This window comes from Ruegeria haliotis (assembly GCF_013377785.1).
Classification (GTDB): Bacteria; Pseudomonadota; Alphaproteobacteria; order Rhodobacterales; family Rhodobacteraceae; genus Ruegeria; species Ruegeria haliotis.
The window spans coordinates 1-14567 of record NZ_JABXWT010000033.1; the positions used below are offsets into that span (position 1 = coordinate 1).

4 protein-coding genes and 1 pseudogene are annotated in these 14567 nt (G+C 55.1%); 4 read left to right on the plus strand and 1 reads right to left on the minus strand.

What is annotated here, in order from left to right; translation table 11 throughout:
* Positions 1-64: 64 nt before the first annotated feature.
* Positions 65-679 (plus strand): annotated as a pseudogene (locus HW561_RS22630) (IS6 family transposase); the annotation flags it as partial.
* Positions 680-745: 66 nt separating this feature from the next.
* Here HW561_RS22630 and HW561_RS22635 read toward each other — a convergent pair.
* Positions 746-1870, minus strand: coding sequence for an AraC family transcriptional regulator (locus HW561_RS22635; protein WP_176867621.1), 1125 nt, complete (start codon positions 1868-1870; stop codon positions 746-748).
* Between the two features lie 473 nt (positions 1871-2343).
* On the opposite strand from HW561_RS22635, the gene HW561_RS22640 reads away from it, so the two are divergent.
* The 3 genes from HW561_RS22640 to HW561_RS22650 are packed head-to-tail and all read left to right on the plus strand — an operon-like array spanning position 2344 to position 14253.
* Entirely contained in the window at positions 2344-6045 is a 3702-nt protein-coding gene (locus tag HW561_RS22640) for a beta strand repeat-containing protein (RefSeq protein ID WP_176867622.1), read from the plus strand.
* Positions 6029-6754 carry an autotransporter outer membrane beta-barrel domain-containing protein gene (locus tag HW561_RS22645; protein ID WP_176867623.1) on the plus strand — a complete coding sequence of 242 codons (726 nt, stop codon included), beginning with the start codon at positions 6029-6031 and terminating at the stop codon, positions 6752-6754. Before HW561_RS22640 ends, HW561_RS22645 begins: the two co-directional genes overlap by 17 nt.
* A gap of 50 nt (positions 6755-6804) precedes the next feature.
* Entirely contained in the window at positions 6805-14253 is a 7449-nt protein-coding gene (locus tag HW561_RS22650) for an autotransporter outer membrane beta-barrel domain-containing protein (RefSeq protein WP_176867624.1), read from the plus strand.
* Positions 14254-14567: the final 314 nt, after the last annotated feature.

Below are 14567 nucleotides of genomic sequence, written 5' to 3' on the forward strand. Positions count from 1 at the left end.
CCCATAATGCTTCCTTCCATTTCAACGAATGGATCGCACCATCAAACCTTGGGATCAAACACCTAGCACCGCGGATGTTGAAGATCTACTCGCGGAACGCGGTGTGACGGTCAGCCGGGAAACAATCCGGCAATGGGTCAACCGCTTTGGCGGCCATTTCGCAAATTGCATCAGGCGAGACCGGCCAGCCGCGGCCGACAAATGGCATTTGGACGAAGTGGTCATCCCGATCAACGGGCGGAAATGCTGGCTCTGGCGGGCCGTGGATGCGAACGGAGATACTCTTGATATCCTCGTCCAACCACAGCGGAGTGCTAAGGCTGCCCGGCGCTTTCTGAAGCGGCTGATTTCGCAATTCGGCGAACCCCGTGTTGTGATCACGGAAAAGTTGCGAAGCTATTTCAAGCCGGTCCGCGATCTTGCGCCGGGTGCAGATCACCGAGCACACAAAGGGTTGAACAATCGGATCGAAGGATCACACAGACCCACTCGAAAGCGTGAAAAGTTCATGGGACGCTTCAAGTCGCCAAGGCAGGCGCAAAGGTTCCTTGCCGCTCACGACCAGATCAACACCGTCTTTCGACCCGGCCGCTATCAACTCTCCACCGTCTCATACCGTCACGCCAGAACCGATGCTTTCGGCCTCTGGGACGGTTACGCTCTCGAAATGACCGCCTGACAGACGCAGGCCAGACCGCCGTCAGCCGCGTGCAAACAAGTTGGTAGTGCCACAACGTGGCCGCGCTCAAGAGTTATTGGCTTTGAGCGTGTCCCTGTAATGCGATGGAGATTGGTTTGCCCAACGTTTGAAAGATCGCCGGAACGCCCTGTCGTCCGAGTACCCCAGAAGATGAGCAATCGCATCGATACCTAAGTCGGGACTGGCGAGAAGACGCTTGGCATTTGCTGCTCGAACTTCCTCGAGCATTTCTCGCAGTTCCTTACCATGTTGACCAACGAGTCTTTGCAAAGTCCTCAGACTGAGGTGCAGCTTTTCAGCAAGGGCGGCTGCCCCATATTCGCCAATAGCAGCGTTCTCACAAATTGCGTCATGCACTTTCTGCAGGTCCTGAATGCCCAGGTTTGAAAGGCCATTCTCTTTATGCACACGATCCAAATGCGCCCGCGCGTAGTCATACAAAGGTTTGCTGGATAGCCGACTAGGCTTGTTCAGGGACCCTCTTTCTATGACCAACGCATTTTTTGGCTGCTCAAACGTTACCTTTGTGCCGAAGAATTCTTCGTACAGGCCAAGTTCCAGCAATGGCTTATGCGCAAAATGAATTTCAGAAATAGCACCCGTAAGCTCAAACCAATCACAAATCGTTCGATACAACATTGCACAGGCAAACTCTGCCATCGCGCCATTATCACATTCGTCCATCGGATGATAAAAGCCGAGGCGCGCATGTGAGGTCGTCTCTTCAAGCGTCAGATGCAACCGGTCCGACAATACAGATCTGTATTGAACCAGCATTTCCAAAGCGTCGCGGACGCTCGGCGCGAACTCGACCGCTGAACTCATATAACCAAGGATCGAAAACGGCGTGACTTTGGCAAGGTCCAGCGTAAACGGTTCACCGGGCAAAGACGCCGCCATCATGTTCATGATTTTGGGGAATTCATCTTCCTTGATCTTCGCGTTCGGATCAAGCAATTGGGCCGGATCAATGCCCAGTTCTTCAATGATTTCCGTGACCGGAACACCCCTTGAACTGGCGTAGCTTATCATGTTGGCGACGACGACCGCGATGGTCTTATGATCTAACGGATTATCTGCTTGCGGCACTTTGTGGGTCTTCATTTCAAGGTGGAATAATCGCTGCGTTGCGCATTTCTGAAAGGGAGGTAGCTCAGACAGATGCTGCATGTCGGTACCACGATACTTTTGTTCGTCTAGCGACCGATTGCAGGAATGACAATCATTTGATCCGGAAATCCGCTTCGAATGCCTTTGCTGTGTCCAGAGGTGCTGATTGGCGCAAACTGTCCGGTCGTTTGCGTGAACTGTCCTTGATCCCGCAGGGGCGGCCAAGTCTTACTGTGCGTCAACTCAGAAACGAGTCTACTGAAAAAAGAAGCTCAAGGGTTGAGGATGCGGTGCCAATTCAGATCGAGACATATCTCACATATCGACTGCCAGGCGGATTCAATACCGGCGGAGAATGCCGAATTTGAGGCTGTTCAGTAAGCTCAAAATTCAAAAGGTCTCTTGTGAAAAAATGCATAAGTGAACGGTGCGCCCCTCAGGTCGCGGCACGTGGCGGGCGTCTGGTGAAATGGAAAGGAGCGGTCGCAAGTATAGCCCCCTCGCTGCTCCTGACGTCTGTGTCTGTGGCCGTAATGTCGAATGGGATGGCGGCAGCCGAGGTGATCTCGGGGTCACAGAACACAGGGGTTTGGCTTGTTGACGATGAAGACCTGACAATTACCGAAACGGGTGTGGTCAATCTGACTACGACCGCTGGGGTTTTCGTCGCTGTTCTAATTCACCCTACCTATTCCAGTACCTTCACAAATGATGGCACGATTTCAGGACCATCCTCTGCCGGGGTCGGGCTTGGCGTTAACCTGACTAGTAAGCTGGAGCAAACGGGTCAGGTCATTAACAACGGCACGATCAAGCTAAACTTTTCGTCCACGTCGCTTGCCGCGGGCACCGGTATCAATTTTGGCGGAGCCGTTGCCGGAACCTATGTCAACAACGGTACAATTGAGGTTGATGTCCAAACTACGGGCACAGGATTTGCTAATCCAGTCGGCATGTTTATTCAAAAACAAGTCGAATCAACAGCGTCTGTATTGAACGCTGGGACGATTGCTGCGCGGGGGAGCGACGCTTCGTCGGCTCTCGCGATTAGTATGTGGTTCGACGACGGTGTAAGCACCAGTGTCGCCAATTCTGGTACGATCTCCGCCACGGCAGAGGACGCTGTCGACCTGTCGGCCATCGGTATCCTGTTCAGCGAAGACTTGGACGGCGACTTACTCAATTCCGGCGCAATCAATGCGACGGGTAGCGATGCAATTGGTGAAGCTGATGCTATCGGAATACAGGTTCAAGGGACTGTAACCGGTGTGTTTGAGAACAGCGGCGCGATCTCTGCTGAGGCAAGCGAAGCCGTAGGTGATGCGAACGCCTGGGGTTACAACGTCGAAGGTGACCAGGTCAGCAATGTCACGAACAGCGGCACGATTACGGCTGTTTCTGAAAGTGCGACAGGCGAAGCCAATGCTGCAGGTGTTTATGTTGAAGGGGACACAAACGGCGATCTAAGCAACGGTGGAACCATTGCCATTCAAGGCAACGCGTCTTCATCAGTATCTGCCAGTGCATTCGATTTGTCCGGCGCTCTGGATGGTAACTTTGATAACTCCGGCACCATTTCGGTAACCGCAATCTCAACTGACAATGAAGCGGACGCCTATGCACTGAGTGTTGCCGGACAAATGATTGGCGACATAAGTAACAGCGGTGCCGCCAATATCGTGGCCGAGGGCGGGGATGACGCTACGGCAATCTTCGCTGGCATTAAAGGTGGCTTGAACGGCAGTTTTGCAAACAGCGGAACGATCACTTTACAGGCGACCGATTCAATAAGTGAAACCGCATTGGCCGCCGCGCTTATCATCGACGGCGGCATGGCTGGGAATATCACCAACAGCGGAACAATCTCGTTGCAGGGCGATGGGCAGAACTCCGCAACAGCCATTGCGTTTGCTTTTTTTGGGGATTTGGACGGAGACTATACAAATTCCGGCACGATCACCGTGAATTCAAGCGGGCAGGTTGAAGATGCGATATCCCTTGCTCTTGGGGTCGATGGCGAGATGGCCGGCGACATCAGCAACAGCGGTAGCATCGTCTTGCAGGCTGCTGCGCAATTTGATGCAACCGCTGTCGCAACCGAGGTTTTGGGCGACCTCGACGGAAGTTTTTCCAATTCAAGTACCATCACAGCGCACGCCAATGCGCAGGAATCTGAAGCCGAAGCATATGGTTTGTACGTCGATGAGGACATGACCGGCAATATCTCTAACTCCGGCTCGGTCTCGACCAGCGCGACAACCGCAAACCTGGGGCTGGATACGGACGCGCATACAGCGCTGGCAGGAGCCGCCGGTTTTTACATCGACGAAGACTTCGACGGAAATTTCTTGAACTCAGGATCAATTACGACAGCATCAAATGCTGATAATGGCACATCCAACGCTTTCGGGCAGGCCTATGCAGACGGACTTGTCGTGAACGGAGAGATGACCGGGACCATCTCCAACAGTGGCACGATCAGTGCCTCTGCCAATGGTGAGGTCACGGTTGGCGCGTCAGGGTTTCATATTGCTGGCCCGATGAGTGGCGATGTTTCGAACTCGGGTTCGATAACCGTTGGTGCGATTTCCAGCTCGGGCGGAGCTGAGGCCTACGGCTTGTATGTCGGTGACGATTTCAACGGTGACATTGCAAACAGTGGATCAGTTTATGCCCTAGGCGATGGAGCTACAGATGCAAAGGCTGGAGGATACTACCTTGACGGCGATCTCAGCGGTAACTTCACCAACTCTGACACGATAACAGTTGTTGCCACGAACGGAACCGAAGTTGTTGAGGCAGATGGTTTATTCGTCGATGGTCAGGTAACGGGAGGTATTGGGAACTCAGGAACAATTGCCGTGTCTGCGGCAGCAAATGACGGCTCTTCCGCGACGGCCAGTGGTGTTTATCTTAACGACGATCTGAACGGCATGTTCGAAAACTCCGGAACCATTACTGCAAGTTCCACCGGCAGCGCTGAATTTGCAGTTGCGGAAGGACTTGTTATCCGTGGGACTCTTAGTGAAGGCGGAGGCATCCTCAACACCGGATCGATCCTGAGTCGTGTTGAAAATACGAGCGGATCGTGGGCCAATGCCTCAGGGATTTTTGTCCGTCGCGGTGCTGACTCTAACATTGGGAACGCCGGTACTATCCGCGCAGTTGTCACCGGCAATCGGAACGGCAGCGCGACTGCAACTGGTATCAACATCAACGGCACCATGAATGGAACCTTGTCCAACAGTGGCACGATCTCGGCTTCTGCTGATGGGGGGTCTTCTGCCTATGCTTTTGGAATGTACGCGCAGGGTATAGGCGGCGATCTGACCAATTCTGGTTCGATAAGCGTAACGGCAGAGAACCTTGATGGCGGCGATGGGGCAAGTGCCGTGGCTGCATCGGTCGGAGGTATGCTAACCGGCAACGTCAAAAACTCTGGCACGCTTGTTGCAATCGCCGAGGGCGACGGCAACTTCATGACCGCGGCGGGTATCATCATCCACGATACGCTTGACGGGGATTTTACAAACGGCGGGACGATCAGCGTTCTCGCAGACAATGCGCGAACCGGATCGGCATCCACTGTCGCAACCGGCGTCCACATCGGCAATACATCCGGTGCCGTTGACAACAGTGGCACGATCACCGCAACTGCAATTGGCGATGGGGCGGACGCCTTTGGTATCCATATTGACACTTTTGATGGCGTGATCACCGATGTCGGAACGATCTCGGCCACATCGGATAGTGGCGATGCCTACGCCATTTATCTGGGCAGTGGCACCGGAACACTGAACGTCGACACCGAAGACAGTGTGACAGGAACCATGAGGGTTGCAGATCACAACGTGAATTTGGATGCGCGTGGCGGCAGCAGCGTGTTTTACTTCGAGGACGCGGCGACTGCTTCCGGGACATTTACCACCACTGCTTCAGACGGTCGGTCGGCTTGGTTTGTAGAGGACGAAGGCGGCGCAACGCCGGTTTATGCCAGCGTTGACGCATCCGAAGTATTGAACTCGGCCGAGGTGACCGCATTCTATGGCAGTGTAGTCGGTTCTTCCATAGACGCGCTGCGCTATGCGCAACAAGCAGAGGTTTCACGCAATGCAATCACGGGCCATGTATCTGCTCTGACCTTTGGCGCTTTCCGTCCCTATGTTATGATCGATGTTGCATCGCGCAAGTTCGAGAACCTGCCTGACACTGATACCGATGTCACCCTGTTTTAATGGCAGCGCCGGGTATTCCGGCCAGTTGGAAAATGGCCTTGCCCTGGCATTGGGCTTGGGCGTCTTCCGCTCGGATGGAGACACCAATTCGACCGACTTCGACACTGACGGCTTTTATCTGGACGCCTCTGTGGGTCGTCAGATTGGCGCCTACACCCTTGAGGCTGGACTGGGCTATGGCTGGTTGTCGACCGAAAAGTCGCGCCAGATCAATGGCAGCGCGGATGCAAATGCGGATTACGACAGCACGCTGCTTACAGCTTATGTTGGCTTCGAACGCGCATTTGATGTTGCTGATGGGTTTGGACTGCTAGGCTTTGGTGATGTCCGCTATACCCGCCAGAAAGATAACGGCTACACGGAAACCGGATCCTCAGCCAACGTCACCGTCGGAGACAGCACTACAGACGTTATCGAGGTCCGTTTGGGCGCGGAAGCCGAGAAATCTTTGGGTAGCGGCGGACTTGTGATTGGTCAGCTGTCCGGCGTAATGCGTCGGAATCTGGGCGATACCGATGCAGCGGTCACCGTCTTTTCCTCCCAGCAGACGTTGTCCTTTGCCTCCACCGATTTCACAGGCGCAAGTGTTCTGGTCGGATACGAGCATGAGCTTGTGACAGGTATGAAGTTCGAAGCGATTGCTGAACAGGAGATCGGCAGCAATGCACAAGGGCCAAACTTCCAGGCCGGGCTGCAATGGTCGTTCTAAAACCTCTGGCGCAATCCGAAAATCACCAAGCAAGCAGTTGGAAAAACCTGATGAATGGTCTTAAAATACGCCTTACGTGCTATGAATGTATCAGCCTTCTCAAGGCGACAACTGCGTTGCAAAGTGTAACTGGTTTGCTCCGATTTGGCGCACGTTTCAAAACGTCAGGCTATCTGAACTTGCCTTTCGCTTCGGTCGGTTTGGTGGGCGTTTGGGTCGTGACAGCCTCGCCGGTTACCGCAGGGTCGTGTGGCACAAGCGATACTTCGTCGGCTGAGTACTTTTGTACCGGCGATGTTTTGGAAACCAACATTGACGCAACTGACCTTGATGACGATATCAGCGAAATCATCTTTAACGATATCGACTCGTCCGAATACGAAGGCACTTATGTGTTCTCGGTTGACAATACCGGCGACGAAGGCAACAGCCACGGCGATGATGGCGACGACGTCAACGGTATCCTTGTCTATTACGACGGGAGCGACTCCACCATCGAAGTCAGTGGGGGCGACGATACGCCCGTCATGTCACTTACTGGTGCTGGCGGGAAAGGTCACTCGGGCGACGACAGGACCAGTTCCACCAGCAGCGGCAATGGAGGCAATGGTGGTGATGGCGGTACTCTTGAGGACGCACAAATCCTAACCATAGTAGAAGGTACTGTCAGCGGCGACGGCTTTAGTGCGGTGGAAGTCACGGCATCTGGGGGAAATGGTGGCTCCGGTGGTGATGGCACGAATTACGCGGTGTTCACTGAAGGCACGGGCGGCGATGGCGGCAATGGTGGTGATGGCGCGACAGCTGAACTGAATATTGATTTGAATGCGAACCTGAATATCAACGTCAATGGTGAGGAACAGGCCGGTATCTATGTCCTCAGCTCTGGCGGTGACGGAAATGATGGCGGTGACGGTGACGGTGGTTCCGTGGCCTATGCCGGGGACGGAGGATATGGCGGTCGGGCCGGAGATGCGAATTTTTATCAATATGAGGGGTCCACGCTGATCGTTGAGACAGACGGTCAATTGGCGCACGCTGTCGAGGTGATCAGCCGAGGTGGCGACGGCGGCGACGGTGGTGATGCGGCCAACAGTATCGGCGATGCATTTGGCGGAGATGGCGCTTCAGGCGGAGATGGCGGAACTGTCACAGTAGAAATCGATGACGCAACGCTGACGACGACTGGCGATGATTCAATTGGCATTCTCGCGCGATCCTACGGTGGCGCCGGTGGGGATGGCGGTAGTGGGAATTCCGGCGTTCTTGACGGCGACGGTGGATCGGCCAGTGGCTCTGGCAATGCGGGTGATGTCAACGTCACTTTTGGCGGAACCCTGACGACGACCGGCAGTGGAGATGATTCCGATGACGATGGTAGCGACGATACAACCACGTCCAGCGGCATTCTTGCGCAATCGGTTGCCGGGTTTTCAGGCGGTGCTGGAAACTCCAGTGGGTTGTTTGAAGCTTGGGGCGCATCGTCAGAAAGTGCAGGCAATGCGGTTACAGTCACAGTGCAATCCGGAAGCACCATCGAAACAAACGGCATATATTCCGTTGGTATTGAAGCACAATCTATTGGCGGCGGCGGCGGCAAAGGTGGATCGGCTGACGCGATCGACTCTGTTGGCGGCGATGGCAGCGCCGGGGGCGACGGTGGCAAAGTTACCATCACGGTAGATAGCGACAGTGACACGACGATCACAACGACGGGAGACTACTCGGCAGCCATCAGCGCGCAATCTGTAGGCGGCGGCGGCGGCAAAAGCGGTGGCGGAACAGGGTTGGCAACAATCGGTGGCACGGGCGGAACCGGTGGCGATGGCGGCGAGGTCGGCGTAATGCTGGCCGCCGATCTCACAACCACAGGCGATTATTCCGAGGGCGTTTTTGCACAGTCGCTTGGCGGTGGCGGCGGCGTGGGGCATTCGACAGATGGTCTGTTTAGCAGCGTCGGCGGGTCCGGTGGGGATGGCGGCAGCTCCGACGCCGTATCATTTGAGCATGTTCTTGGGAACATTTCCACTTCAGGCATAGATTCTGATGGTGTTGATCTGCAGTCCATCGGCGGCGGTGGCGGTAAGGGCGCCTCGTCCATGGATATCGGCGTAGAGGTCAGCGTTGTCGTGGGCTCTACCGGGGGGGATGGAGGCGACGGTGGCACGGTTACGTATTCTGACGACGATGACGCAGCTTACTCCATCACCACAGTCAAGGAATACTCGGCAGGAATTTCGGCGCAGTCTGGCGGCGGCGGCGGCGGCAATTCCGGCAGTGTCACGAACATTACAGCAAGTGTTGGCGTTGGGGTAACGGTTGGGTCTACCGAAGATGCCTCCAGCGGCGGTAACGGAGATGCGGTATCCGTGGAAACGCATGCGGATATCACGACCTCAGGTGAGCATTCTGATGGTATCTTTGCGCAAAGCTATGGCGGCGGCGGCGGCAACGCAGGCCAGTTGGTGAGTGTTGATGCCGGGTATGATTTTGGGGAGGTTTCCGTCTCGACCGGTGGCTCCGGTGGTGCTGGCGGCGATGGCGGGGCGGTCAGCGTAACTTCAGCCGGCGATATTTCGACGTCATCGGCGCATTCCTTTGGCATTTATGCGCAGTCAGCGGGCGGCAGTGGCGGCAAATCCAGCAGCATCTACACTGTCAATTCACCATCGGTCGATTCCATCGCTGTCTCGACCGGTGCGTCCGGCGGCAGCGGTGGAGATGCCGCTGCGGTCACGGTGAACAACTCGGGCGATGTGGCAACGGATGAAGATAATTCTACGGCGATCTATGCCCAATCTGTTGGCGGCGGCGGCGGTAATTCCGGCACGACCTTTTCGTTTGATACTGTGTCGACGGCATCGGTAACGGTCTCTGTGGGCGGAGACGGCGGAGATGGCGGCAGTTCAGACGCCGTGTCCGTGACCAACTCGGGCAAGATCATCGCAAAAGGCGAAAACTCCGACGGCATTTTTGCGCAAAGTCTCGCGGGCGGCGGCGGCAATTCTGGCAGCACCTATTCCGGTTCGGGAATTTCGGGCGCCGATGTTGCAGTTGCGGTTGGTGGTTTTGCCGGGGACGGAGATACATCCGGGGCAGTCAACGTCAAGAACACAGGCGACATCACTGTTTCAGGCTCAAACGGAAGCGCCATCTATGCCGAAAGCCGCGGCGGCAGTGGCGGTAAATCGGGTTCGGTCATGGCCTTTGATGTGGCGTCCTATGGGACAGTGGATGCCGCAGTGGGTGGTGAAGGCGGCGATGGCGGAGCCGCAAGCACCGTTTACGTCGAAAACTTTGGCAATCTGACCGTAAGCGGCGACAACGGTGTGGGTATCTATGCCAATTCCCAAGGCGGTGAGGGCGGAAACAGCGGTACTGTCATCGCGACGTCTGCTTTTACAGCTGACGCTATCAGCGTCGGTATCGGTGCTGGCGGCGGCGCAGGCGGTACTGCGGATGACACAAGCGTCTATAACTATGGGTCAATTACAACGTCGCAGGACTTGGGCTACGGAATTCTGGCGCAAAGTATCGGCGGTGCCGGGGGCAATGGCAGCTCGGTGATCAGCGCGGATCTTCTGAGCGGCATTTTGTCGATTGATACCGGTGGTGTATCGGGTGATGTCGCAGTCGCAGTCGGTGGCGATGGCGGCGACGGAGGCACCGCCGGTACGGTTTATGTGGAAAGCAACGGCGCAATTTCGACCTCAGGTGAGAAAGCCTATGGCATTCTGGCTCAAAGTATTGGCGGCAACGGTGGATCAGGCGGATCCGCATATACGTTTGACTTCAACTTCCTGTCGACATCCTCGGCGACGATTAAAGTAACGGTTGGCGGCTCCGGTGCCGAAGGGGCTGCATCGGATGCAGTGCAGGTGGTCAACAATGACTTGATCCTCACAAACGGCACCTACGCCCACGGCATTTTTGGGCAAAGTGTCGGGGGGTCCGGTGGCACCGGCGGAAGTGTCACCGCTGTCGGGCTTTCGACCACAACGGAATATGATTTGGGTGTTTCGGTTGCCGTTGGTGGCGAAGGTGGTGATGGCTCTGCCGGAGCCGAAGTGGATATCGCAAACAACGGCGCCATCAGCGTTCTGAACAATGGGGCGGCCGGCATCTATGCACAAAGTATCGGCGGGGATGGTGGGGACGGTGGTTCCGCCACGACATACGTGTTGGATTACACAGGCAGCACTGGGAACAGTGCTGGTATATCTCTCTCTCTCGCCGTCGGTGGCGAGGGCGGAACAGGAAACGACGGTGATATTGTCCGCGTAACCAATTCCGGCTTGATCCACACGAGCGGGTCGAGCGGCGACGGTATTTTTGCTCAGTCCGTTGGTGGAGGTGGTGGTGATGGCGGTTCGGCCGAGGCGACCTCGATTGCCTATGTTTCAAGTGCAGAGGATTATAAAAACACAAGCTTTGAGGTCGGTGTCGAACTTGGCGGTTCGGGCGGCAGCGGCGGTGACGGTGGCTTGGTCGACGTGGTCAACGAGGGCAAAATTGTCACAACAAATGATGTCTCAGTCGGCATTTTTGCACAATCTGTCGGCGGCGGTGGCGGGACCGGCGGTGAGTCCGGATCAACCAGTTCGTCGTCTTCGGATTGTTCGACATCCTGGGTCGATATCGCCGAAGAAATTGCCAGCGATGTTTGGGACGTTGGTGTAAGCTTTTACACGGTCTATTCCCTTTACCAGAACTACAGCAGCTATTTCACCAACTGGACTGTCTCGATCGGCGGGGATGGCGGCGCGACCGGGGATGGCGGCCAAGTGGATGTAAGCAACAGCCACACAATCACCACCCATGGTGTCGATTCAACCGCGATTTATGCACAGTCCGTTGGCGGCGGTGGCGGGTCCGGTGGTACGGGGACCGGAGCATCGATCAAGACCAAGGTGGAAATCGGCGGAACCGCAGGCGCAGGTGGGCATGGCGGTTCCGTAAACGTGGTAAACTCCGGCGATATCACCACAAGTGGGACGCGCGCCAACGGTATCTGGGCGCAGTCGGTTGGCGGCGGCGGCGGTGATGCCGGAGATGTCGAAGGCGCGTTTGGAGCAGGCGTTGACGATCTTTTTGGCTCCAATTTTTCGATTGATATCGGCTTTAACTATGACGGCGACGCAGGCAATGGGGGTGACGGTGGTGATGTGTCGGTGCAATCCACCGATGCCGACATCAATATCTCTGGTGAAAACTCAGTCGGTATCTGGGCGCAATCTGTTGGCGGCGGCGGCGGCACTGCAGGCAGTATCGCGCTGTCCTTCTATTTCGCTGGTTCAAACGGTGCCGAAGGCGACAGCGGTGACGTTGATGTGGCTTTGGACGGGGCAAATGTAATTTCGACCGGTGACTATTCGTTTGGGGTCTTTGCACAATCGAGCAGTGGGTCGTATGAAACTTCTGATGTCAGCGACCTGGACGACTATTTCACCTATGACGGTGACGCCTCCTACGAATCCGGCCACGTGAACATCAACCTCACAAACGGATCAAGCATTGATGTGTCAGGAGAGTACAGCCGGGCCATCCTTGCCGCATCGACTGGATATGACAGCGCGGGTGCAATCTCCATCAATGTTGGAGAGGGCAGCTCAATTTCCGGCAGCGATGGCAACGCTCATGTGATTTCGCTCTATGACGGCAACAGTAATGTGATCAACAACTACGGTACGATCGCAGACGAGGACTTTACTGACACAAGCCGCGAAGACGATGTTTATGTGATCTATACGGATGTCTCCAGCGACGACTACGACGGCTCTGGCACGGACGGCCAGGGCGCGATCACCATTTCCAACTACGGGACGATTTCGGGCTCAATCAAACTGTTTGAAAACGCGACGGGCAGTACGTTCCTGAACGCGTCCGATGGGGTGTTCAACATGGGGTCTATCGTCGATCTGGGCAGTGGTGGCGGCACCCTGAGCAATCTTGGCACCCTGTCACCCGGAGGGTCGGATCAGATCTTTACGTCCACGATTTCAGGCGGCGCGCTGGCACAGGGTAGCGCTGGCTCGTTATTGATAGATCTGGAAATGAACACGGCCTCGGACGATGAAAATGTCGACGTGATCATTGCCGATAAAGTGACCTCTCTCGAAGGAACTCTGACCGTAAACGCGACCGGGGTGAACAAGGTTTCACATGGGGCCAGCGGATCAGTTTTCGTTTTGGTTTCTGATGACCTTAGTGAAGAGGATCTGACTGTATCGGACACTGTGCTAGTCGACTATGATGTTGCGCTCGTTACGGGCGAAGATTTCACGATCGATGGTACGACCTATTCGGATACAAACGCCGTCGAGTTGACCTATGCAATCAACGCATCACCTTCTGGAACAAATGAGAATACAACCAACACTGTCAACTACTTCGGGCAAGGCAATACGGCCGAAACAGGGTCAGGCAGTTCAACTGATACCGAGACAGACGGATCTGCCGGCGGATCAAACGTACAGACTGCAGTTGCGACGGTCTTTAATGAACTGTTGAACGCCGAAAATGTGGAAGAACTCGAAACGACTACTGCGGCCCACATTATCGACGAGACGGGTGCTGCGCTGTTCGCGTCACGTCAAGCCAGCCACGCCGTGCACAATAACCTGCGCTCTTGCCCTTCCCTAAACCGAGAAAATCCCGATAGTTTCCTTCGTGAAAAGGACTGTGGCTGGGTTGGTTTTATTGGAAGTGTCAGCAGTTATGAAAACGCAGGAGGAGGCGCTTCCGTTGACGAAAGCACGTATGGCTTCACTGCCGGTGGACAGCGTATCGTAGACTCTGGGTTGATCTTGGGCGGACTGCTTCAAGGCGAAGATGTGACGTTGTCTGGATCTGGATTCGATCAAGATGGTCACAGGTTCATTGCAGCTGCTGTTCTCAAATATGAAAACGGTCCGCTCACCTTTTCCCTGTCAACGGCTTATGGTCATCAGAGCCTTGATCAGCAGCGTCAATACTCTGTCGGCGGGGTGGGTCACGAAGCGAAATCAGATGTGACAAGCCACAGCTTCTCCGCCGATGCGCGTGTAACATATCTTCAGGAGTTCAAAGCGAACTATTTGCGTTGGGGGATCGGGTTGGGGCTGTATCACACCCGCCAGGATGGTTTTGAGGAGTCTGGGGATGGCGCCTTGAATTGGGCCATTCAAAGCTCGGACGATACGGACGTGGTGTTGAGACCGACCCTGGAATTTGGCCGTCTATTTGGAGAGGGCGGTGACCTCGGACGAGTTTACGCCTCTGCCGGACTATCGGCAAATCTGACTGATCCAAGCAATCAGGTTAACGGCAGTTTGATTGGCTTAAGTGGTGATGAGCAGATGGCACATGTATTCAACTATGATCGCTACGCTGCCGAAGTTCGCCTTGGTTTGGACTATCAAATAGAGGAACATACGCGGATCACCATCCGAGGCGGCGGAACCTTCTCAGAAAACTCCCGTACAGGTGATATGTCGGTAACTGCACGTTGGATGTTTTGAGGATGAATTGGGTCTTTATTTGGGTGTCTGTGTCGACCGAAGGCGGGTCTCTTTTTATCTGAAATTTGACTAAGGCACCCAAATTGAATCCCGCGGGCTAAGTCTGAAAGCGGCCATTTCTAGGGACAATGGCAACGACAACTTTGTTCGCCGTCTTTGAATTCAGTTGACCTTTGATTTCGCAACTGCAGCGAACAGACGGTTTGGAGGGCCGCAGCGCAGTACCAAATTGTCTGTCAAATGTCTTCTCTAATTGGGCGTTTGGGTCAAGCTCGTTTTCCTTCGTTTGAAGGGGGACCTGTCACTCATCCGGG